This is a genomic window from Paenibacillus sp. FSL R7-0333 (genome assembly GCF_038000365.1).
Taxonomy (GTDB): Bacteria; Bacillota; Bacilli; order Paenibacillales; family Paenibacillaceae; genus Paenibacillus_AQ; species Paenibacillus_AQ silagei.
The window spans coordinates 6,368,656-6,391,014 of record NZ_JBBOBZ010000001.1 but is presented as its reverse complement, the minus strand read 5'-3'; the positions used below and the strand labels follow the sequence as shown (position 1 = coordinate 6,391,014).

Sequence of the window (22,359 nt, the reverse complement as noted above, 5' to 3'; positions counted from 1 at the left end):
AAGAACAGCATGAGTGAAGGGATCGAAGCCATAATCAAGACAGCCAAGGGGGTAAGGGAAGCCCGTGATTATAGCGGAACTGCTTCAATTACTACGGCTAACAACAAGAGAAAGACAGATTCAGCATTCTGGAAAAAGCTTCTGTATGACTGGGTAGCCGGGGCAGCCATTCCCGTAGCGGTGCTGGCCGTGTGGCAGCTTGCCGGGAGCGCAGGCTGGATCTCACCGGAGTTTCTTCCGGCACCGCTGACGATCCTCTCTGCATTTGCGGATCTGACTGTTAAAGGAGAACTCGTCCATCATGTGGGTGTCAGCATTGGACGGGCGGGCATCGGGTTCCTGATTGGAGGTATTCTCGGCTTGCTGCTGGGGACATTGACCGGCCTGTTCCGCAGCGCAGCCTATCTGCTGGACCCAAGTGTTCAGATTCTGCGGCTGGTTCCGCATCTGGCGATTGCCCCGCTAATTATTCTGTGGTTTGGCTTCGGCGAGATCTCGAAGGTGGTTATTATCATGAGCGGCTCCTTCTTCCCGCTCTATGTTAATACCTTCATGGGCATCCGGGGAGTGGATAACAAGTTATTCGAAGTGGCCCGGGTACTGGGCTTCAGTCCACTGCAGAAGGTGCGGCGGCTGATCCTGCCGGCTGCGCTGCCCGGCATTCTCCTGGGACTGCGCCTGTCGATGGCTGTGGCCTGGATCGGTCTGGTGGTTGCTGAACTGATCGGATCACAGTCCGGGGTTGGATTTCTCATTAATGAAGCGAAGCAGAATTCCAATACGGCAGTTATTTTTGTCGGAATACTTATTTTCGCTGTGGTCGGCAAGCTAATCGATTCTCTATTCCGCGTCATCGAACGCAAATTCCTGTACTGGCGTGACAGCTATCAAGGTTGAAGACGGGCTGATGAAACGCTAACGCTAATGAAACCAAGGGGGCAACAACATGAGCCAACCGGCACTGAAGGAAGCATTGAAACTGACGGCAGATGTACTGGTAATCGGCGGAGGTCCGGCAGGAACATGGGCGGCACTTACAGCCGCAGCCAAGGGAGTGAAGGTGATTCTGGCCGATAAAGGATACTGCGGCTCCAGCGGCGCGACTGCCCCGTCGGGCACAGGAGTATGGTACGTGAAGCCGGAGGAGGAGCTGCGCGAGGCCGCGAAGGCCAGCCGTTATGCTATGGGCGGTAAGCTGGCAGAGCACCGCTGGATGGACCGGGTGCTGGACCGTACTTATGAGAATATGAACAGACTGGGCGTCAGCGGCTATCCGTTCCCGGTGGATGAGGAAGGCAATCCATACCGGCGGGGCCTGCAGGGACCTGAATATATGCGTCTGATGCGCAAGCTGGTGAAGAAGGCAGGTGTGAAGATTCTGGACCACAGTCCCGTGCTGGAGCTGCTCGCCGATGAGCACGGGGTAGCCGGAGCGGCCGGCGTGCAGACCCAGAACGGAGAAGCCTGGAGTGTGCATGCCGGGGCGGTAGTTATCGCTACCGGGGGCTGCGCTTTCCTCAGCAAGGCGCTGGGCTGCAACGTCCTGACGGGTGATGGTTACTTATTCGCTGCGGAAGCAGGGGCGAGCCTGTCCGGCATGGAGTTCTCCAATGCCTATGCGATCTGCCCGACCTTCTCCTCTGTAACGAAGACCGCATATTACAGCTATGCCAGCTTCTATTATGAGGACGGCAGCGTGGTGGAAGGAGCGGGCTCCAAGAAGGGCCGCTCGGTCATTGCCCGGAATCTGCTGGCGGGCCGCCAGGTGTTCGCGAAGCTTGACGGAGCCGATGAGGCTTTGCAGCCGCTGCTGCGGGTGGCGCAGACGAATTTCTTCCTGCCGTTCGACCGGCGGGGAATTAATCCCTTTAAGGATCTTTTCCCGGTAACCTTGCGGCTGGAGGGGACCGTCCGGGGGACCGGCGGTATCCGGATTACAGACGAGAATTGCGGCACAGGTGTTCCAGGGTTATATGCTGCAGGGGATGCAGCCACCCGCGAGCTGATCTGCGGCGGGTTCACCGGAGGCGGCAGCCACAATGCCGCCTGGGCCATGTCTTCCGGCTCCTTCGCCGGAGAAGGGGCTGCGGCTTATGCCGCAGGACTTGGCCGGCATGCCAGCCATCGGACACCTTCCGGCTTGTCCTCTTCCCCGCTGGTTCACGGGGAAGTCCGGGCAGGCGCAGCGGCCAGAACCGCAGAGTATGTGGAGGCTGTGCAGGCAGAAGTCAAACCGTACGATATTAATCTGTTCCGTACAGAGCAGGGGCTGGCCTCTTCGCTGGAACGTCTGGACGGACTATGGAAGGAGCAGCGCAGCCGGGAAATCCAGCGCACGCCGGAAGGTGTAAAGGCGCGTGAAGCCGAAGCGATGACGGCGACGGCACGCTGGATGTACAGCTCCGCACTGGCCCGCACCGAGACCCGGGGAATGCATAAACGGGAGGACTTCAAGGCAAGTGATGACAGCCAGCATCACCGCTTGATCAGCGGCGGACTGGATCAGGTATGGGTGAAGACAGAAGAGGTAGCGAAGGAGAGTGTATTGTTGTGATTGAAGTCATCAGCGCTGGCCGGTGTATAGAATGCAACCAATGCGTATCCGTCTGCCCGACCAATGTATTCGACCGAGCAGATAATGGAATTCCTGTTATCGCCCGGCAGAGCGACTGCCAGACCTGCTTCATGTGTGAGCTGTATTGTCCGGTGGATGCGCTGTATGTTGCTCCGGATTCCGAGGGGATTACCGGGATTACAGAGGCAGAGCTGGAGGAGCAAGGCCTGCTTGGAGGCTACCGCGAGAAGGTAGGCTGGGGCAAGGGCAGACAGCCGGTGGCTAGTCATGACTTCATGGTTAAGCTGGCGGCGCGGGCAGGATTCTGATTTCTGATATGCGATAACAACATCCAGTAGACGACTGAGGGGAGAATACAGCAATGAGCAGATTGTACAGAGAGATTACAGGTATATGGAGCAAAAGGGGACGCCTCACGCTGATTACAGGTGTGGTGATGATCATGCTGGTACTGCAGGCTTGCGGCAATAATACGGGGAGCAGCAGCTCAGCAGCAGGCAGTGGAGGTAACAATACCGCTGAAGCGGCTGGCGATAAGGCTTCAAGCAATGTTCCGGCCGTGCTGAATTACGGATTCATTGGCTCCAATAAGCTGAATCTGCCGGGAGGCGCGGAAGGCTGGGGCCTTTACAAGGGCATTATTCAGGAAGAGCTGAAACCATACGGAATTACCGAAGTCAAGCTGACAGGCTTCCCGAACGGGCCAGATCAGACGGAATCATTAATCAGCGGAAGACTTGATTTCGGCAGCCTCGGGGATACCCCGGCGATTATCGCCTACGCCTCAGGAGCCAAGACCCGGCTGATCGCCCAGACTTCAGCGCATACAGTCGGTTATCTGATCGGCAAGAAGGACGGGCCGAAGACAGTGCAGGACCTGAAGGGCAAGACGATTGCCATCCAAAAAGGTTCGTTTATGCACCGTTATGTAGTCGGCTTGCTGAAGCAGGAGGGCGTAACTGATTATAAGCTGGTTCACATGCTGATTCCCGATGCAAGCGCAGCACTGGCCCGCGGCGATGTAGACGCGACCACCAATAACGGTGTGGCAGCGCTTAAGCAGATTGAGCAGGGGTACACCCATTTGGATGATGCCTCGCAGCATCCGGATCTGCTCGGTAGCAGCGCTACCGTAGTGTCAGAGGAGTACCTTGCGAAATTCCCGGATTTCCCCAAGGTCTGGAATGCGGCCCGGGAGAAGGCACTGGCCGACCTGAAGCAGCATGAAGATGAATATTATGCATTCCTGGCTGAGATCGGAGATACCACCCCGGAACTCGCGAAGCAGGTCAATCCAATCAGTGATATCAAGGATACAGCCTTCACAGATGACGGTATTAAGCTGCTGGAGGGCACCAAGAACTTCCTCGTCGATGAGAAGCTGGCCAAGAAAGATTTCAATATCAGCGATTGGCAGCTCAAGTAATTCAACATAGGGAAACGGAGGGAATGCCAATGTCTCATGAAACCTTAACTATTGAACATTTCAAGCTGCCGCTGGAGAATGGGCTGTATCTGGAAGGTGAGGTACGGGTCCCTGCGGGGACGGCAACGAAGCCTGTACTCCTGATCAGCCATGGCTTCAGAGGGCATAAAGATTGGGCGTTCTGGCCGGAGGTCTCCGGCAGAATTGCCGGAAGCGGGTTCTACACCGTAAGCTTCAATTTCTCGCGTATCGCTGCCCGTGATGCTGACGGGATCAGCCCGGAGGAAGCAGCCGAAGCGGCCACGCTGAGCAGGGAGCTGGCGGATCTGGAGCAGTTGCTTCATAGCCTGCTTGAAGGCAGGCTGCCGCTTGCCGGACAAGCGGACACGGAGCGGATAGCGGTTCTGGGGCATAGCCGTGCAGGCGGGAGCAACATCCTGTTCGCGGCAGAGCATCCTGAGGTGAAGGCGCTGGTAGTCTGGAACGGCGGTGCTGCACCGCAGCCTCGGCAGGGTGAAGGTACTGCGGCGCTTACACCGCAGGAGCAGGCGGTCCGGGAGGATCAGCTGCGGAATAAGGAGCGTTTCAATCTGGAGGAAGCGCTCAGCAGAGTATCGGCTGCTGCGCTGCTGATTCAGGGTGATCAGGACCGTGATGCCCTGCTGCTGCAGCATGCCGGCTTCAGGGAACAAGCGCCGCAGCACCGGTACCTGAGCATCCGGGGTGCAGATCATACCTTCGGCACGGTAGATCCGTACGAAGGCTCCACCTCTGCGCTGAATGAAGCTGTCACCTCGACGATAGCATTTTTGCAAGAGAAGCTGGCCTGATCTTATTTCTACATTTCAAAGAATCATGAAGAGGAGGAAGCGGAATGCCGCAGCAACAGCAGGCTACAACAGATGTTCTAGTGCTGGGTGGAGGCCCGGCCGGAGCATGGGCGGCATGGAGTGCAGCTTCTCAGGGAGCGAAAGTGATCCTGGCCGATAAGGGATATCTCGGAACCAGCGGGGCTACCGCGCCGGGGGGGACGACGCTGCTGGTGATTCCGCCGGTGGCAGAGCTGCGGGAGCAGGCCGTGCAGGACAGACTTAAGGCCGGCGGCTATCTCTCGGAGAATGCCTGGATACACCGTGTGCTGGATCAGGTCGAGCAGAATCTGCAGCTGGTAGAGGAGTGGGGGTATCCCTTCCCGAAGGATAAGGATGGCAGGCCGCTGCGGACGCATCTGCATGGCCCGGAATACATGAGGATTATGCGCAGAGTGGTGCGCAAGGCGGGAGTGCGCATCTGGGATCAATCGCCGGCACTGGAGCTGCTCCATGATCAGCACGGCGTGGGTGGCGCCCGCGGAATCAACCGCCTGACCGGAGAGAGCTGGGAAGTGAAGGCGAATGCGGTGATTATGGCTACGGGCGGCTGCGCCTTCCTCAGCAAGGGGCTGGGCTGTAATGTGCTTACCGGTGAAGGGCTGCTGATGTCAGCCGAAGCCGGTGCCGAGCTGTCGGGCATGGAATTCACCCGGCAATATGCTCCGAGCTTCGCGGATGGAACGGTCACCCGCGGGCGCATGCTGGCTTGGGCCACGCTGTATGATGCTGCGGGAAGGCCGCTGCACCGGGGCGACCGCACCTTCGGCAGCATTCCCGAGCTGATGCTGAAGGGCCCGGTCTATGCTTCTCTGGATTTGGCTGATACGAAGGAGAAGCAGTCATTCCTCCGCAATGCCCACCCGATCTTCTTCATGCCGCTGGAGCGGGCGGGGATTAATCCGTTCAAGGATAAATTTCCGCTTACGCTCCGCTATGAAGGCACGATGCGCGGCACGGGCGGCCTGCGCCTGACCGGCCCCGGGTGTGAAACCTCGGTGCCGGGGCTGTATGCGGCAGGCGACGCCGCCTCCCGCGAGAAAGTGACCGGCGCCATCTCCGGCGGCGGCGCCTACAATGCATCCTGGGCCATCTGCAGCGGCAGCTGGGCAGGACGAAGCGCGGCGCGGCTCGCTCTGCAGCAGCCGCATCCGGCGGAGCGCCGGATGCTCCGCGCGGCGGGCCGCTACGGGATGCCGGCTGGCGCCGGCACCTCACGGACGCTGGACGCGAAGCCGCTGATCGCGGCGGTCCAGCAGGAGATCCTGCCGCTGCGGATCAATTACTTCCGCAGCGAGCCCGTAGTCGCTGCCGCCCTGCAGCGCCTGAACCGCCTGATGCCCGAGCTGGGCGGGCAGGTGCCCGCGACAGTTCAGGGCATCGTGCAGTCACGTGAAGCGGCCGCTATGCTGAATGTCGGCCGCTGGATTTACACTGCTGCGCTGGCCCGCAAGGAGAGCCGCGGCCTGCAGCGCCTGGCCGAGTATCCGGCGCTGGACCCGCGCCAGACCCACCGCCTGATTCTCTCCGGCGTTAATACGATCGGTATCCGCACGGAAAGTGTGCCTCATGCCCATGAGCTGCGGATTCCGGGAGAGGAGCGGGCCATATGATTGAGCTGGTCAGCCAGGACCGCTGCATCGGCTGCAGGCTGTGCGTGAAGGTCTGTCCGACGAATGTCTTCGCGATGGAGGGCAAGCTTGCCGTCATTGCCCGCCAGGAGGATTGCCAGACCTGCTTCATGTGCGAAGCTTATTGTCCTGTCGATGCATTGTATGTGGCACCGCAGGCAGATAAGTCTGCGAACCCGGATGAGCAGGAGCTGATTGAATCCGGCCGGCTGGGCAGCTGGCGGAAGGAGATCGGCTGGAATCCGGGGGCGGAGGACACGATGGCAGAACGGGACACGACACCGTTCTTCGAGGTCTTCACCGAAGCTTACCGCGGCAAGTAGCAAGAGATAGGCAAGTAAATTCACAGGTGTTCCGCAGCCATGCCGGCAGCGGAACACCTTTTTGTATATAATCGCTTCTGACTGACGGGTGCATGTTCTTGTACGTTTCGGCCGTGTCTAAGTAATATGACATAATTTGGGCAATACTAGGAGCACGCCGATACATATAGAAGCAGGCTAAGCTGCTGCAGAAAAATATAAATTATTTTAATATATACTAACTGGGCGGCTACCGATTATACTAAGTTGAACGAACCGTTTCTTCAGCAGGCGGAGCGTCTCCCCAAATCTACACACAGACACTACAATATTATGCTGGAGGAAATTGAATGAGCATTACAGAACTTACTAGCCAACTTTCCAGTTTCACAGGAAGGCTACTGCGGGAACGCTTCGGGAAGGGACCTGAATCGATACATGCCTCTATCGGGGAGCAATGTATAGCACTGCATATCCGTAATTTCATCGGACCTGTGGAGAGGTTTTTATTGAATAAGGAAGAAGAACAGGCGTTTCGTTATACACGGGAGCTTCTGATGAAGTCCCTGCTTCCCGAGCTTGCAGCATACCTGAAGGAGAGCCTGGCTATTGAGGTCGGCGAGCTTTTTTATGATTGGGGCATTCATAACGCATCGGGGATGATCGTGGCACTAATCAAGAATGACGACGTACCGATTGATGATTATGCCGGGCGCGAAGAAGTCCATACCCAGATTAACGAGGTGACCAGGAAGGTCCAAAAGGAACCGGTCCATACAGACTCCTGGTGGCTGGGACCCCGCATTCTGATTATTAAGCGTGAAGGCATCATGATTCCTTTGGAGAAGGAATTGATTGGCCTCGGCTATGAGAATACGCTTAAGACTACCAAGCGCAAGATGGAGAAGCGTTATTTGGATGATACCACCACTATAGCCCAGATGCTCGGCAAAGAGCTGGCGGATATTTATGTGGATTGGGATTTCGACAAAGATACCAGCGTGATAGCCTATACTTTTCACTAAAGTCTAACCATATATGAGGTGGAAATGAGTCGGACATGCAAATGAGCCGAACATGAGCCGAAGAAGGGGGAATCGTCCCTTTCTTCGGTTTTTTTATTTTCTGCCCATCTGCCGTTAGGGGTGCTGAGACTTTTTAGGAGGATAAGCTGGATGGAGGAGTGTAAGTGGACGGTATTATATGTAGAAGATAATCAGCTCAATATGGCCTTAGTACACCATATCTTCAAAAGAAATCTGCCCTCCGTATTGCTGCTGAAGGCTGAAACGGCAGAGCTTGGACTGCAAATAGCGCGGGAAGCTCTGCCGGATCTGATTATCCTGGACATCGGGCTTCCCGGACTTAACGGGTATGAAGCTCTGGAAATACTGCAGCAGGATCAGGCAACTTGTCATATTCCGGTGCTGGCGACGAGTGCGTTTGCGCAAAGCTCGGATATTGAGAAGGCCCGGAAGAAGGGCTTTGCCGAATATATCACCAAGCCCTTTCAGGTTAAAGCGTTCACCGAAACCGTGAAGAGGCTGCTCTACGGAGAAGACCTGCAGAAGATTTAGCTTGAAATAGCAACAGGGGATTCATTAAGGTGGGGAGCTGGGGAGATCTCTGTCTGGCGGCGGGTTCACGGGCTGCTGTAATCCGCTGAATAAGGAATTGTCTGTATTCGACATAATGATTTGACTTTCGCCCGATTATGCAAGATATTTATATTGCAGATTTAATATAAAGGAATTGCATCTAATACTTCACAAACGGGCGGTGGATCTTATGCTAGGGCAGCATACGGAGACGTCTTCTCCATTTGAACAGGCATTGAAGACAGGAACTGCCGGAGTAGCCTTTCTCTCCATGGCTGAAGAATGGATGAAAGTGAATCCGGCGGTAACCCTCTTGCTCGGATATTCCGAAGAGCAGTTGCTGGGACGCAGCTTCCAAGCGTTCTGGGATGAAGATAGCCTGCACATACATAGTTACAGGATGGGGAGCCTCAGGACAGGAGCAGCCCCTTTTTTTGAAGCCGAAATTAAGCTGCGCCATGCGGATGGCTCTGCGGTTCCGGTGCTGCTGCATGTGGCGAGGGTGAGCGAGCCTTCGACGGGAGAGGGGCTGTATTATATCGTTCACTTGGCTGGAAGGCCGCTTGAAGCACGGGTGGAGGCACTTCCCGGGACGTCTGAGCGGCTGTACCAGCTGATTGCCGGCAACATCAGGGACATTGTGTACTATGCTGCGCCCGGTTCAGTCTGCCGCTACTGCTCCCCTTCTGTGGAGGAGGTGCTCGGGTATAGACCGGAGGAGCTGATCGGCCGGGATAACAGCAGACTGGTTCATTCTGAGGATCTGGCCTTAATCAGTGCGCAGCAGATGGCTGACTCGCCTGATGTCCAGCTGCGGATATTACATGCGAACGGCCAATATATCTGGATTGAATTCTCTCTGAGAACGGTGGAAGACGGCGGGGAGCGCGGGGTGCTGGCTGTCGGCCGCGATGTGACCCGGCGCAAGATTGTGGAGCAGAAGCTTCAGGAATCGGTCGAGCGTTATACCTCGCTGAAGAAATATAATCATGACGCGATCATATCGCTGGACCTGGAAGGCCATATTATTAACGGGAATGAACAGGCGGTAAGGCTGACGGGGTATACGATCTCTGAGATAGTGGGCATGAGTGTCAGCCGGATCATCGGCGAGCGGCAGCTGCAGAATGTACTCGGTCCCCGCCGGCGGAGCGGCTCCGCAGGCCAGGATATCAACCTGATCTGGCATAAGGACGGGCATTCTGTGGAGGTCCTGACTACCCTTGCGCCGATTATTATCAACCAGTCTACCGTAGGCTTTTATATTATCGTCAAGGATATTACCGAGCAGAAGAAGCTGCTGATTGCCAAGGAGACCGCAGAGAATACGAACCGCGCCAAAAGTGAGTTCCTGGCTATGATGAGCCATGAAATCCGTACTCCGATGAACGGGGTGATCGGGATGACCGACCTGCTGCTGGAGAGCAGTGAGCCGGGTTCGCAGCAGCGGGAGTTCCTGGAGATTATCCGCCAGAGCGGTGAATCCCTGCTGAATATCATCAACGACATTCTCGATCTCTCCAAGATTGAGGCAGGCAAAATCTCACTCCAAGACGAGCCGTTCATCCTCCAGCACTGTATGGATTCCGCACTGGAGCTGCTTCAGCTCAAGGCGGAGCGCAAAGGGCTGACCCTCAGCGTGGAGACGGAGCCGGATGTGCCGCAGCGGCTGATCGGGGACGGGGAGCGGCTGAAGCAGGTGCTGCTCAATCTGGCCGGCAATGCCGTCAAATTCACCTGTACCGGCGGGGTAAAGGTAAGCGTGAAGCGCATTGCCGATGGCCTGGCAGGTGTAACGCTCCAGTTCACCGTGGCGGATACGGGGAGCGGGATTCCCGAGGAGGCCCGCAGCCGCTTGTTCGAGCCGTTCTATCAGATGGAGCATTTCAGGGGCCGCCAGGGTGAAGGCACCGGTCTGGGGCTGGCGATCAGCAAGCAATTGGTCGAGCGGATGGGCGGAGAGATCTATCTGGATACAGCAGCCGGGCATGGGGCGACCTTTGTGTTCACCGTGGTCCTTCGGACGCAAGCGCAGTCGCTTCCGGCTGACGGGCCGGAGGGGAACCTGCCGGAGCCGCAATCCGAAGGCCGGTCCCTGCATATTCTGGTAGCCGAGGACAATGTGATCAACCAGATCGTCCTGCGCAAAATCCTGGAGAAGCGCGGCTTCGCCGTCGATGTGGCCGAGGATGGGCGGCAGGCGGTCGATATGACAGCCCGGCATGGCTATGATCTGATCTTCATGGATGTGCAGATGCCCGGGATGAACGGCCTGGAGGCCACAGCTGCCATTAGGGCAGAGCAGCCGGCAGACCAGCAGCCGGTCATTGTTGCAGTGACGGCCAACGCGCTCAAGGGCGACCGGGAGCTATGCCTTGAAGCAGGGATGGATGAGTATATCAGCAAGCCGCTGAGAAGCGACAGCATTGCCAAAGTAATCGGGAAATTTTTTGCGGAACAGGAATAAGCAGACCTCTCTTCATAAAATAATCACAATGCTGAGTTAAAGCTGCAATGCAGTGCTGTGATGTCTTGCATATGGAAGTCTTTTTGATTAAGATAGCAGAAACTGGTGCATAAGCAGCACCGATATACCTTGTAATGACAATGACGAAGAGAGTAAGCACTTCATAGCGTATTTTAACAGGGAAGGCGTGCCGGAGACTGAGAGCACCCCCATTAGACGCTTAGTGCCGAAGTTCACTTCCGAGTCGGTCCCTGAAGTACACTGCTGCAGCAGTTATGGGTAGGGTGGCCCGCTTCCTGCGTTAACGGATGTAAGACAGAATGAATCGACTGGCCGGTATCCTTCAGGTATGCCGTCATGTGCTGATGCGTCAGCAGGATTCAGTTCTAAATAAGGGTGGTACCACGGCTCCTCGTCCCTTGCGGCGGGGGGTCTTTTTGCGTTCGTTCATAGCCTTAACTATTAACTACACAAAGGAGTGTCTTGGAATGAGTAATGTGGAATTGGATGATCTGAGAGCAAGATTGGATGAGATTAACGGTCAGCTGCTGGAGCTGATCTCGGAGCGTGCCGGAATCGTTCAGGAGATTGGGGTGCTCAAAGAGAAGCAAGGCGTGCCGAAGTTCGATCCTGAACGGGAGAAGGCGATGCTGGAGAAAATGGTCGCAGGCAATAAGGGGCCGTTCACGAATGGAACCATCCGTACGCTGTTCAAGCAGATTTTCTCAGCTTCGCTTGATCTGCAAAGTACGGAGCATAAGAAGACCCTGCTGGTAGCGCGTAAAGACCATGCGGAGGATACAGTTATTGAGCTGCCGGGCGGCGTTACAGTAGGCGGATTATCCTCCCTGATGGTAGCTGGCCCGTGTTCGGTGGAGAGCGAGCTGCAGACCCGTACGGTGGCTGCGGCCCTGCAGAAGGCAGGCGTAAAGGTTATGCGCGGCGGCGCCTTCAAGCCCCGGACCTCCCCTTATGATTTCCAGGGACTGGGCATGGATGGCCTGCGGATTCTGCGTGAAGCGGCGAATGAATACGGGCTGCTGACGATCAGTGAGATTGTCGATCCCCGGCATATTGAAGAAGCGCTGGATTATGTGGATGTCATTCAGGTCGGCGCGCGGAACATGCACAACTTCGAGCTGCTTAAGGCGGTAGGGGAAGTGAACAAGCCGGTGCTGCTGAAGCGCGGACTATCCGCCACGCTGGATGAATTCGTTCATGCGGCAGAATATATTATGTCCCGCGGCAATATGGAGATTATGCTGATTGAACGCGGTATCCGCACCTATGAGCGGTCGACGCGCAATACGCTGGATATCTCGGCGGTACCGATTCTTAAGCAGGAGTGCCATCTGCCGGTGCTGGTCGATGTCACCCATTCCACCGGACGCAAGGACATTCTGATCCCGTGTGCCAAGGCTGCGCTTGCTGCCGGAGCCGACGGTATTATGGTGGAGGTGCATCCTGATCCGGCTACAGCCTTGTCTGATGCGGCGCAGCAGCTTAATATTGAGGAGTTCAACACCTTCTTCAATGAGGTGAAGGCCTCCGGATTATACCGTTAAGTGAAACAGGGTGAATTCAGGTAACAGGAGGAACTGAAATTTTGAAGCAAATCGTCTCATACAACAACGGTTGGTTCTCCAACACACGGAGTGATATTTTATCGGGCATGACCGTGGCTATTGCCTTAATTCCTGAAGCGATTGCTTTCTCCATCCTTGCTGGCGTAAGCCCTATGGTTGGTTTGTATGCCTCCTTCTGTATCGCTATTGTAACAGCCTTCGCCGGCGGGCGGCCGGGGATGATCTCGGCGGCGACAGGAGCGATGGCCCTGCTGGTCGGCAGCCTGGTGCTGTCGTACGGCATTGAGTATCTGTTCGCGGCTACGGTGCTGGCTGGCATCCTGCAGATTGTGATGGGGCTGCTGAAGCTGGGCCGGTTCATCACCTTCCTGCCGCAGCCGGTCATGACCGGCTTTGTCAACGCGCTGGCGATTCTGATCTTTATGGCTCAGCTCGTGCATTTTGAGGGACAGGGCTGGATCATGTACGCACTCGTGGCTCTTACGCTGGTCATCATCTATACGGTTCCCCGGATCACCAAGGCGGTGCCATCGGCGCTGGTCGCCATTGTCGTAGTCTCGGTACTCAGCATTGTGCTGGGTCTGGATGTAAGAACCGTAGGCGATATGGGGACTATTACTTCAGCGCTGCCTGTATTCCATCTGCCGAGCCTTCCCTTGACGCTGGATACACTGCTGATTATACTGCCGTATTCGCTCTCCCTCGCGGTCGTCGGATTACTGGAATCGCTGATGACAGCCACGCTGATTGATGATATCACGGGCACCGGCAGCGACAAGAACCGGGAAGCGAAAGGGCAGGGGCTGGCCAACATCGTGACCGGCTTCTTCGGAGGCATGGCTGGCTGCGCGATGATCGGCCAGTCGATGGTCAATATGAAATCGGGCGGACGGACACGCTTGTCCACTTTTGTCTCCGGGATCTTCCTATTGTTCCTGATTCTTGTGCTGGGTGATGTTGTTAAGCAGATTCCTATGGGCGCACTGGTCGGTGTAATGATTATGGTCTGCATCAGCACCTTTGAATGGAAGTCCCTGACCTCCTTGCGGAGAGTTCCGCTAAGCGATGCCCTGGTCATGGTGGTCACTGTGGTTACAGTAGTAGCTACCGATAACCTGTCGATCGGCGTGCTGTTCGGCGTGCTGCTGAGTGCTTTGTCTTTTGCCTGGAAAATCGCTTCCCTTCAGCTGAATGTTCATACTACGGCATCTGTAACGACTTATCGAGTATCGGGCCAGCTGTTCTTTGGAACCACGAGCCATTTCGTGAATGAATTCATGTATGACAGTGATCCGGCGCAGGTCATTATCGATTTCAGCCGTTCCCATGTGTGGGATCAGTCGGCGGTGGGGGCCATTGCCAAGACGATGGACAAATACGCGGCATTGGGTACTAAGGTCACTCTCACGGGTCTAAATGAAGAAAGTGCCCGGCTGGTGCATCGGGTTGGATTGTCGTCTTCGGGCGGCCATTGACGGATCAAGGACAGAAGGCTGTTTTTGGAGCGATTAGGCTTCAGAAGCAGTCTTTTTTTGAAAATATAATAATGTAAAGGATTCATCCTACAAATTTTAATCGTCTACGCCGTCTTTGGAAAAGGATTTTTGAAAAGTTTGTCGAAATTTTCCGGTAGAGGGACATTTGTCATTGCTTCTTCGGATGGCCCTACTATAACCACGCAATTGTGATGCGCGAAAGGGAAGGCCTCCATGTTTTCTTTTATCCGAACCAGACTGATTGCCCGTATTCTCTGTGTTATGACCGTTGTGATTCTCTGCATTACAGCAGGCAATGCCGCCATTCAGTGGGTGAACACTGGATCAGCGGTCAAAGGGACGATCAGCAGCTACAACATGAGTATTGCCAGCCATTATGTGACGCAGATTGATGCCGGGCGCTACAGTGAATTCCTGGCCGATCCGCAGGAGTCGGACCTGTATTGGTCGCTCCGCAATGAACTGGATCAGTTCCGGAAGTCGATTGGTGCCCGTTATGTATATTTTGTGCGGATTGATGATGCCCGCCAGCCGCAGCTGATGATTGACGGCAGGCCGGAGGGAGACCCGCTGGCTTCGGGGATTAATGAGACTACTGATATGCCAGCGGCCGCAGTTACGGCTGTGCTTGCCGGAGAGAATGCCAGCACGCCGCTGATCAGCAATCCCGAATACGGGGATTATATCTCGGCATTCGTTCCTATGAAGGACACCGGCGGGAAGCTGGTCGGGGCGCTGGGCATTGATACCGATGTTGCTGTGCTGAGTACGCTGACCCGTGATGTCCTGATGGAGAGCCTGCCGCTCTATAGTATTATTCTAGCTCTGTCTCTGGGCGCACTCGCGGTGCTGGCCTGGTTCGTCTCCCGGTCCTTGCGTCCGCTGGTGACGATTACAGAGAGCGCGGGCACGATGGCTGAAGGGGATCTCGCCGGGGCAGCCCGTATCCTGCATGCCCGTCCGGTCAACTCCCGGGATGAGATTGGCAGGGCTTATCAGGCGATGCTCCAGATGTCAGGGGATCTGAATGCCAGAGTGAAAGGGATGGTATCCGGGGTGTCTACCGCATCTGACAGTCTCTACGGCTCCTCCGAGACCTTCGCCAGGAATGCCGATGATGTGCTGAAGATGAGTGAGACGGTGAGCGGCAGAATCAGCAATATCCATGCCGGGGCTAACTCGCAGACGGAAGGCGCTCAGAGCAGCGCAGTAGCCATGGATGAGATGGCGCTGGGCATCTCGCGCATCTCGGAGGCCTCGGCTGCGGTCTCGGAATTCGCAGTCAAGGCGCTGGACATTGCAGAGGCGTCACAGACGGCGATGAACCACACCAATCAGCAGATGAAATCGATCTCTGTATCCACAGGGGAGACGCTGGATATTGTACTGCGGCTGCAAGGGTACACGGATGAGATTGAAGGCGCGCTGGCTGCGATCAGGCAGTCTGCGGATCAGACGAAGCTGCTTGCGTTGAATGCTTCCATTGAGGCGGCGCGTGCGGGGGAGCACGGCAGAGGCTTCACTGTCGTAGCCGGTGAAGTACGCAAGCTGGCAGAAGGCTCCGCAGCCTCAGTCGAGCGGGTGGCCGAGCTGCTGATGCAGATCGGCCAGGCTTCTGCAAGCATCGGGGTACAGATGACGGAAGCGTCCGCTGAAGTGCAGGAAGGGGTGCGGATGTCAGCCGAGGCGGAGGCTGCTCTGCTGGAGGCCTCCGCCGCCTTCCGGGAGGTGGCCGGACAGATCATTGATGTGTCGGCGACAGCGGAGCAGCTCTCCGCTGGCTCGGAGGAGGTTGCGGCAGTGGTGGGCAGCATGGCCGATATTGCCGGAGAGGTCTCGGAGCAGACCCGGGAGATCCGTGAGCTGACTGATCTGCAATTGGCGCGAATCAAAGAAGTCTACGAGGCTTCGCTGAGCGTCAGCGCGAGTACAGGCGATCTGCGGGAGGCCATCCGGCAGGTGAATGTATAGGGCTAAGGGTTCGGTGCGCTTGATCTATACTGCCCGGAGCGGATACAGGATTAGCAGAGGTTATGCCCTCCAGCTTTCAAAAGCGTCCGACTATTGGTATGATACAAGGGATGTGAACATCTATTACCGATTATATGGAGGAATTGAACATGAGTGAAACTACAATATCCGGGATTATTGATCATACGCTGCTGAAGGCGGATGCCCGGAAAGACGATATTATCAAGCTTGCCGAAGAGGCCAAAGCCTACAAATTCGCCTCTGTGTGCGTAAATCCGGCCTGGGTGGCTACGGCGCATGCCGTGCTGAAGGATACCCCGGAAGTGAAGGTATGTACAGTAATCGGCTTCCCGCTGGGGGCATCGACGCCTGAGTCGAAGGCTTTTGAGACGAAGGATGCTATTGCGAACGGTGCCGGTGAGGTGGATATGGTGATTAATATCGGCGCTCTGAAGGACGGCAATGACGAGCTGGTGAAGCGCGATATGGTTGCAGTAGTCGAAGCCGCGCGCGGCAAAGCGCTGACCAAGGTTATTATTGAGGCCTGTCTGCTGACAGAAGAGGAGAAGGTCCGTGCCTGTAAGCTTGCCGTAGAAGCTGGCGCAGACTACGTGAAGACCTCGACCGGCTTCTCGACCGGCGGGGCAACGAAGGAAGATATCGCTCTGATGCGGGCGACCGTCGGCCCTGAGATCGGCGTGAAGGCCTCCGGCGGTGTCCGCAGCGCGGAAGACGCGCTCGTGATGATCGGCGCAGGCGCCAGCCGGATCGGCACCAGCGGCGGCGTAGCGATTGCCAAGGGCGAGCAGAGCCAGAGCGGCTACTAAGCTGAAGTGAGTTAAACACATAGAAACGGCTGCGGCCTCCTTGATGTCAATCTTCAAGGGAGCCGCAGCCGTTTTGTGTTTAGAGGAAGTATAATAGATGGATTTCCTCCAACTAAATTCTCTCCATTCATCCAAAGTAGCATAAACTAATTATATTAGTTGATGTTTGTCCACCTGTTGCCGGTAACTCCATCCATATCGGCGAATTAAGATACGTTATTACACTTGCTTGTTGCAGGATGAGCTATCCGTTCAGGGTTACCCCCTTAAACCAGCCCCTTATCCATCGCCTTGCCGATCAGCGTAGCGAACAGGCTGTTGGACCAGGCGAACCATTCGCGCGAGAAGTCCGCCGGATTATCCGGGTGGAAGCCCTCGTGCATGTAGCCGGTATCGGCATCGGTCCGGATCAGCATATCGATCAGCTCCTTGATCTCCTCATCGTTATCCGCCGTCAGCGCCTGCATCGACAGCGCCATATGCCAGACATAACCGCCCGGTGTATGCGGACTGCCGATGCCCTTGGCGTGCTTGCCCGCGAAATAGAACGGGTTATCGAAGCTGAGCGCGAACCGGCGGGTATTCTGGTAGATCTCATCCTCCACGCCCACATAACCAATATAAGGAATGGAGATCAGCCCCGGAGTTCCGGCATCGTCCATCAGCGAGTAATTGCCGTAGCCGTCCGTCTCATAGGCGTAGATTCTGCCGTATTTCGGATGGGTCACGATGCCGTAGGTGCGGATGCCGAAGTCGATCTCCTTGCGCAGCTTCGCCGCTCTCGCCGCCAGCCGTTCATCTTGGTAGACCTCGCTCGCCATCTCTCCGATATACCCCAGAATGACCACAGCGAACATATTCGAGGGAATATTGTAGCCGAATTCACAGCTGTCATCGCTCGGGCGGAAGCCCGACCAGCTCATCCCCGTATAGTTGACCGGCATCCCGCGTCCGTTATTGTGCAATGTCTCCGTATCCTGAAGCGTCTGGCGGATGAAGTGGTATGGGGATTTCTCCCCGTGATGCTGCTCGGTCTCGATCGTGTTCACGATGGAGGTCAGCGCCTGGTAGCAGGCGGCATCGAAGATGTCGGTCTGCTCCGCTTCCTTCCAGTACATATAAGCTAGTTGAACGACGAAGCAGAGCGAGTCCAGCTCATATTTACGCTCCCACATCCACGGATTCAAGTTACAGTCGTCCGTATCGCGGTAATGCTTGTCGTTTGCCGTCTCGTTGAAGGCATTGGTGTACGGATCAATATTCACATAGAACATCTGGCGGGCAATCAGGCCGCGGAGAATCCGCTGCAATTCAGGGTCATGCTTGGCAAAAGGAATATAGTGGCGCACCTGCTCCGTCGAATCGCGCAGCCACATGGCCGGAATATCGCCGGTGAACACGAAGGTAGTGCCGTCTTCCAGCAGCTTGGTCGTGGTCTCCAGTGTGTTCGGGAAGCAGTTGCGGAACAACTGCTGCAGTTTCGGGTGATGCGCAAGCCGTTCATCGGCCTCATTCAGATAAGCGGTAATGGAAGCGGGCAGGTTCATAGTATAACTCCTCCTGGCATAGTGAATTTAGGGTTGTACGGGCTTTAGGGCATAGGTGACGATTTGAGCTTTGCCGACAGAGCGGCGGAGAGTGCCTTCATCCAGGATCTCCCGCTGTTTGCGCCGTTCCAGAATATCACTGGCATGGACAGCCTCCACGGGAAAATGCGGCGTAAGCGCGAGCTCCTGCTCCGCGCCCGCCAGATTGTACCAGCGCAGAATGATGTCCTCATGGTCTGCGGACATTTTGAAGGCGGACAGCGCCAGGGTGCGGCCCTGCCATTCCAGCGGCTGATAGACCGCAGGGAGCGAGCCCTCCTGCCAGCCGGTCTGGACCGTGAACCAAGGCACCTGGTACTGATAGGCCCAGGTGCAGGCCTCCGTCCAGTCCGCATCCCCGGCGAAGGGACGGACCGCGAATTCCACGGTCTGCTCTCCAAGGCACTGGGCTTCCGGTGTAGGGAACACGCCCCAGTCGCCCAGCTCCGATACGCTGCGCAGCAGGGTGACAGCAATGGTATTGCTGCCGTCCCGCAGCACCTCATATTCGTTCAGCCCTTGGTTGGCAACCAGCAGTCCGGCGCTGCCGTCCGACACACTGGCGTAAGCCTGCTGGTGCTGGGCATTGCTCGGATTGATCCAGTCCGGAGCCGGTTCTATCCCGCGCTCTGCGGCTTCGAAGATGGAGTCGGCCCGCACGGTCGAGGCGGCCAGACCGGTAGGGAAGAGGACGCGCAGCCGGTGGTCCATAGCCTGGTTATTGAATGCGGCAGAGACCTGAACGCCGGTCCCGCTGGCCTCCAGGCTAATCCGGGTCACAATCCGAAGCGGCACTTGCTCCGTAGAGCGTCCAGCCTTGCGCTGCCGGAACGGTACCATTCTGCGCTTCTCATCCTCAAATGAAGCATCGGCGGAAGCGGGAATAGCCCATTCGTGCACGATTTCATAGGTGACCCGGTAAGGCTCCTGCTCAGCAAGCGAGATCCGGGCAGCGAGTCCCTTGGTCGTCAGCGTCACATCGCCCTCCGGCTGGCGGAACACGTATTCATTCCCGATATCGCCGCAGTTCTCATAGACGCCGAGTCCGGTGAAGCTGCGGCCCGTCCGCTTGTCGGCCACATCGTAAGAGCCATCCTCATGGATACGGACAGCCAGGAATTCATTCTCCATCCCACGTTCCAGCAGCTTAAGCGGACCTTCAGCAGCAGCCCCGGCGGACTCATCCGCCGACTCTACCCAGGCATAGGTGCTGTAGCCTAACGGCGGCACCTGTGCAGCCTGGAAGGTCAGCCGGACCATCCGGGCCATATAAGGCTTGCGGAACTGGTCGTCCGGCAGCTCGTAGCCGAACCGGGTGCCCAGATCCTCCGCCCGGCAAACCACATGCCGTCCTTCAGCATCCAGCAGCCGCCCTTGCTCAAGCGCAAGCGGCAGTTGATCCAGCGCTTCGGCTATCGCCGCAGGGTTCGGCCCTTCCTTGAAATAACGCTTGGCGAACATGACCTCCACGCTAACCGTCCCGCTGCGCTGCCAGCCGGTGGTATTGAAGACCGTCACTGGCCGGGCCGACTCGCCCCAGGCCGCTACCTTCCGGGTTCCGATCTGCGCGGAGACCGCTCTCAGACTGTCTTCAATAATAGCTTCGCCGACATGGCGGCTCTTCTCGAAGCGGCTGATCATCTCGCGGTGAACCTCATCCACACTGCAGCCGCAGATGCTGTCATGCGGGTGGTTCTGCATCAGGGTCTTCCAGGCATAGGTCAGCAGGGCATGGGGATAAGCCTGCCCGCTAACCAGATAAGCCAATGCCGCCAGCGGCTCAGCGCCCTTCTCCAGCAGCGTCTGACCCTGCTGGTTGAGCTGCTTCAGGTAGACGCGGGCGGAAGCGGTATTCACCAGCGTCCCCCAACCGTCCGTATGCTGGCTGCGCAGCTCGCCGTGCACGGTGACCAGATCCTCAGGCAGCGAAGGGGCCAGCGCCTTCAGGTATTGCTCGAAGCTGGAGTGGACAAAGTCCGTGTCCGGGTACAGCTTTCGGGCCGTCTCCAGCGCATCCGCGAGATCGCGCTGCACCGGCTGATGATCACAGCCGTTCATGAACAGCAGCTCCGGGGTGGAGGCGTATTTGCCGGCATCCGCGAGTTTTTTGTCCCAGAAGGCCTTGGCTTCCTCAGCATCTACGGGCACCTCGTTGCCGTTGCTGTACCAGTTCGCAAACAGCAGTCCAAGCAGGGCTGAGCCATCCGGGGATTCCCAGTACATCTCCGAGTAAGGCGACTCATAGCTGGTGCTGTTCAGCTCGCCGACCATATTATCGAAGCCTGTCGGCTTCACGCCACGGCCGAACACCGCAGTCTCGATGTCAGCCTGCTTGAGCAGTTGAGGGGCTTGGCCCATATTACCGAAGGAATCGGGGAAGTAGCCGAGCTTCGAGATCACGCCATATTTCGCCGCATCCTGATGGCCGATCAGCAGATTGCGCACATTGGCCTCGGAGCTGGTCAGGAATTCATCCTGGAGCACATACCAGGGGCCGATGACAATCCGGCCTTCGCGGATGAACCGCTCCAGCTGCGCTCTTTTCTCAGGATGCACCTGCAGATAGTCTTCAATTATTATGGTCTGTCCGTCCAGGTGGAAGTACCGGTAGCGCTCGTCCTGCTTCAGCGTCTCCAGCAGCTCGTTCATCAGCTTCGCCAGCAGCACATGGTGACGCTCGTAAGGCATATACCATTCCCGGTCCCAGTGGGTGTGTGAGATCAGGTGGGCAGTTGTACGGGTCATGACAGAAACCTCCTATATCTTCAGTCGATGTTGTAGTGTCGGCATTCGTAGCAAATGTTTGCATACCTGCCCGGTGATCACAATATGTAACTTTTGCAGGGGGGAGGAGGGTTCATAATTCACACATTTACGGCAGCTAGCCAGCAGCGGCCTATACAAGCTATTAAGCCCGTAAGCCCCGTAGCAGCGCGGTTTTACACTCCGTTAACATGACAATGCACAACCTACATATTTACGATGTCAGCTTAGTTTCACTACAATTTGGGATGTAAGCGTTAGCAGGCAAGGCTATTGCAAGAATGCGAAGCGGATACAGATTTATGTGTAATGAAAACTAACATAGAGAGGAGTGGGAGAATGAAGGGGAACAAGTCCCTTGGCAAAAGAATCTGGCAGAATTGGGAGCTCTATCTGTTCATGCTTCCCGCGTTACTGTATTTCTTCATCTTTCATTATGGTCCGATGTACGGCATTCAGATTGCCTTCAAGAACTTCGTACCTTCCAAAGGCATTACAGGCAGCGACTGGGTAGGCTTCGATCATTTCGAGCGGTTCTTCAATTCTTATTTCTTCTGGGATCTGCTGTGGAATACGTTCAGCATCAGCTTCTATGAGCTGGCCATCGGGTTCCCGCTGCCGATCATTCTGGCCCTGGCCTTCAATGAGGTCCGCAACGGCCCGTTCAAGAAGTCGGTCCAGACGGTTACCTATGCGCCGCATTTCATCTCAGTGGTCGTTATGGCGGGGATGATTATTACCTTCCTGTCGCCCTCCAGCGGAATGATTGTCCGGGCGATTGAATTCCTGGGCTTCCAGCCCGCACAGTTCCTGACCGATCCGGCCTGGTTCAAGACGGTATACGTCTTCTCAGGCGTCTGGCAGAGCACCGGGTGGGGGACGATTATCTATCTCGCAGCGCTCTCCGGCGTAGATCCGCAGCTGCATGAAGCGGCCATCGTGGATGGAGCCAGCCGGATCAAGCGGGTGCTGCATATCAATCTGCCGACGATTATACCCACGATTACGATCATGCTGATTCTGAACATGGGTAACATTCTGGGCCTGGGCTTCGAGAAAATCCTGCTGCTGCAGAATTCGCTCAACATGGAAGCCTCTGATGTCATATCCACCTATGTCTACCGCGCCGGTCTGGTGAATGCCCAATACAGCTTCTCGACCGCTGTCGGATTGTTCAACTCGGTGGTCAATGTAATACTGCTCGTTACCGTGAACCGGATTGCCAAACGCACCAGTGAGAACAGCCTCTGGTAGAAAGGAGT

Annotated in this window: 17 protein-coding genes; 15 read left to right on the top strand and 2 right to left on the bottom strand. The window is 56.4% G+C overall.

Going from position 1 to position 22,359, the window contains the following annotated elements:
• The first annotated feature begins 9 nt into the window (after positions 1-9).
• The 14 genes from MKY86_RS27035 to deoC all read left to right on the top strand — a co-directional run bounded on the left by MKY86_RS27035 (position 10) and on the right by deoC (position 16,748).
• Positions 10-897, top strand: a complete 888-nt coding sequence (locus tag MKY86_RS27035; RefSeq protein ID WP_076084663.1) for an ABC transporter permease — start codon at positions 10-12, stop codon at positions 895-897.
• A gap of 49 nt (positions 898-946) precedes the next feature.
• Entirely contained in the window at positions 947-2,554 is a 1,608-nt protein-coding gene (locus tag MKY86_RS27030; RefSeq protein ID WP_076084660.1) for an FAD-dependent oxidoreductase, read from the top strand.
• Positions 2,551-2,883 carry a 4Fe-4S dicluster domain-containing protein gene (locus MKY86_RS27025; RefSeq protein WP_076084657.1) on the top strand — a complete coding sequence of 111 codons (333 nt, stop codon included), beginning with the start codon at positions 2,551-2,553 and terminating at the stop codon, positions 2,881-2,883. Before MKY86_RS27030 ends, MKY86_RS27025 begins: the two co-directional genes overlap by 4 nt.
• Before the next feature lie 53 nt (positions 2,884-2,936).
• A complete protein-coding gene (locus tag MKY86_RS27020; RefSeq protein WP_076084654.1) occupies positions 2,937-4,001 on the top strand; it encodes an ABC transporter substrate-binding protein in 1,065 nt (354 codons plus the stop codon).
• 29 nt (positions 4,002-4,030) lie between these two features.
• Entirely contained in the window at positions 4,031-4,831 is an 801-nt protein-coding gene (locus tag MKY86_RS27015; protein ID WP_076084651.1) for an alpha/beta hydrolase family protein, read from the top strand.
• A gap of 44 nt (positions 4,832-4,875) precedes the next feature.
• Positions 4,876-6,483 carry an FAD-binding protein gene (locus MKY86_RS27010; protein ID WP_076084648.1) on the top strand — a complete coding sequence of 536 codons (1,608 nt, stop codon included), beginning with the start codon at positions 4,876-4,878 and terminating at the stop codon, positions 6,481-6,483.
• Complete coding sequence (locus MKY86_RS27005; protein ID WP_076084645.1) at positions 6,480-6,824, top strand: 4Fe-4S dicluster domain-containing protein; 345 nt, start codon at positions 6,480-6,482, stop codon at positions 6,822-6,824. Before MKY86_RS27010 ends, MKY86_RS27005 begins: the two co-directional genes overlap by 4 nt.
• A 329-nt stretch (positions 6,825-7,153) precedes the next feature.
• Positions 7,154-7,828: a Na-translocating system protein MpsC family protein gene (locus MKY86_RS27000; RefSeq protein WP_076084642.1), complete on the top strand. Its 675-nt coding sequence runs from the start codon at positions 7,154-7,156 to the stop codon at positions 7,826-7,828.
• A 150-nt stretch (positions 7,829-7,978) separates the two neighbouring features.
• Positions 7,979-8,380 (top strand): response regulator, encoded by a 402-nt coding sequence (locus MKY86_RS26995; protein ID WP_076084640.1) that lies wholly within the window; start codon positions 7,979-7,981, stop codon positions 8,378-8,380.
• A 211-nt stretch (positions 8,381-8,591) separates the two neighbouring features.
• Positions 8,592-10,868, top strand: a complete 2,277-nt coding sequence (locus MKY86_RS26990) for a PAS domain-containing sensor histidine kinase (protein WP_076084637.1) — start codon at positions 8,592-8,594, stop codon at positions 10,866-10,868.
• Between the two features lie 488 nt (positions 10,869-11,356).
• Positions 11,357-12,433 carry a bifunctional 3-deoxy-7-phosphoheptulonate synthase/chorismate mutase gene (locus tag MKY86_RS26985; protein ID WP_036730419.1) on the top strand — a complete coding sequence of 359 codons (1,077 nt, stop codon included), beginning with the start codon at positions 11,357-11,359 and terminating at the stop codon, positions 12,431-12,433.
• Positions 12,434-12,474: 41 nt separating this feature from the next.
• A complete protein-coding gene (locus MKY86_RS26980; RefSeq protein WP_445669915.1) occupies positions 12,475-13,929 on the top strand; it encodes a SulP family inorganic anion transporter in 1,455 nt (484 codons plus the stop codon).
• 234 nt (positions 13,930-14,163) lie between these two features.
• Entirely contained in the window at positions 14,164-15,921 is a 1,758-nt protein-coding gene (locus MKY86_RS26975) for a methyl-accepting chemotaxis protein (RefSeq protein ID WP_076084611.1), read from the top strand.
• A gap of 149 nt (positions 15,922-16,070) precedes the next feature.
• On the top strand, positions 16,071-16,748 hold the full coding sequence (gene deoC, locus MKY86_RS26970; protein ID WP_076084608.1) for a deoxyribose-phosphate aldolase: 678 nt from the start codon (positions 16,071-16,073) through the stop codon (positions 16,746-16,748).
• A 266-nt stretch (positions 16,749-17,014) separates the two neighbouring features.
• Here the strand turns inward: deoC and MKY86_RS26965 are convergent, their stop codons facing one another.
• Positions 17,015-18,295 (bottom strand): glycoside hydrolase family 125 protein, encoded by a 1,281-nt coding sequence (locus tag MKY86_RS26965; RefSeq protein WP_076084605.1) that lies wholly within the window; start codon positions 18,293-18,295, stop codon positions 17,015-17,017.
• 27 nt (positions 18,296-18,322) lie between these two features.
• Positions 18,323-21,079, bottom strand: coding sequence for an alpha-mannosidase (locus MKY86_RS26960; protein ID WP_076084601.1), 2,757 nt, complete (start codon positions 21,077-21,079; stop codon positions 18,323-18,325).
• A 357-nt stretch (positions 21,080-21,436) separates the two neighbouring features.
• On the opposite strand from MKY86_RS26960, the gene MKY86_RS26955 reads away from it, so the two are divergent.
• A complete protein-coding gene (locus tag MKY86_RS26955) occupies positions 21,437-22,351 on the top strand; it encodes an ABC transporter permease (RefSeq protein ID WP_235192024.1) in 915 nt (304 codons plus the stop codon).
• Positions 22,352-22,359: the final 8 nt, after the last annotated feature.

What these genes read in the sequence shown, in the direction of transcription:
- deoC (WP_076084608.1), top strand. Translation starts at nt 16,071, where the DNA reads ATGAGTGAAACTACAATATCCGGGATTATTGATCATACGCTGCTGAAG.
- MKY86_RS27010 (WP_076084648.1), top strand. Translation starts at nt 4,876, where the DNA reads ATGCCGCAGCAACAGCAGGCTACAACAGATGTTCTAGTGCTGGGTGGA.
- MKY86_RS26955 (WP_235192024.1), top strand. Translation starts at nt 21,437, where the DNA reads ATGAAGGGGAACAAGTCCCTTGGCAAAAGAATCTGGCAGAATTGGGAG.
- MKY86_RS27000 (WP_076084642.1), top strand. Translation starts at nt 7,154, where the DNA reads ATGAGCATTACAGAACTTACTAGCCAACTTTCCAGTTTCACAGGAAGG.
- MKY86_RS27015 (WP_076084651.1), top strand. Translation starts at nt 4,031, where the DNA reads ATGTCTCATGAAACCTTAACTATTGAACATTTCAAGCTGCCGCTGGAG.
- MKY86_RS27020 (WP_076084654.1), top strand. Translation starts at nt 2,937, where the DNA reads ATGAGCAGATTGTACAGAGAGATTACAGGTATATGGAGCAAAAGGGGA.
- MKY86_RS26960 (WP_076084601.1), bottom strand. Translation starts at nt 21,079, where the DNA reads ATGACCCGTACAACTGCCCACCTGATCTCACACACCCACTGGGACCGG.
- MKY86_RS27030 (WP_076084660.1), top strand. Translation starts at nt 947, where the DNA reads ATGAGCCAACCGGCACTGAAGGAAGCATTGAAACTGACGGCAGATGTA.
- MKY86_RS27005 (WP_076084645.1), top strand. Translation starts at nt 6,480, where the DNA reads ATGATTGAGCTGGTCAGCCAGGACCGCTGCATCGGCTGCAGGCTGTGC.
- MKY86_RS26990 (WP_076084637.1), top strand. Translation starts at nt 8,592, where the DNA reads ATGCTAGGGCAGCATACGGAGACGTCTTCTCCATTTGAACAGGCATTG.
- MKY86_RS26965 (WP_076084605.1), bottom strand. Translation starts at nt 18,295, where the DNA reads ATGAACCTGCCCGCTTCCATTACCGCTTATCTGAATGAGGCCGATGAA.
- MKY86_RS26985 (WP_036730419.1), top strand. Translation starts at nt 11,357, where the DNA reads ATGAGTAATGTGGAATTGGATGATCTGAGAGCAAGATTGGATGAGATT.
- MKY86_RS26975 (WP_076084611.1), top strand. Translation starts at nt 14,164, where the DNA reads ATGTTTTCTTTTATCCGAACCAGACTGATTGCCCGTATTCTCTGTGTT.
- MKY86_RS27035 (WP_076084663.1), top strand. Translation starts at nt 10, where the DNA reads ATGAGTGAAGGGATCGAAGCCATAATCAAGACAGCCAAGGGGGTAAGG.
- MKY86_RS26995 (WP_076084640.1), top strand. Translation starts at nt 7,979, where the DNA reads ATGGAGGAGTGTAAGTGGACGGTATTATATGTAGAAGATAATCAGCTC.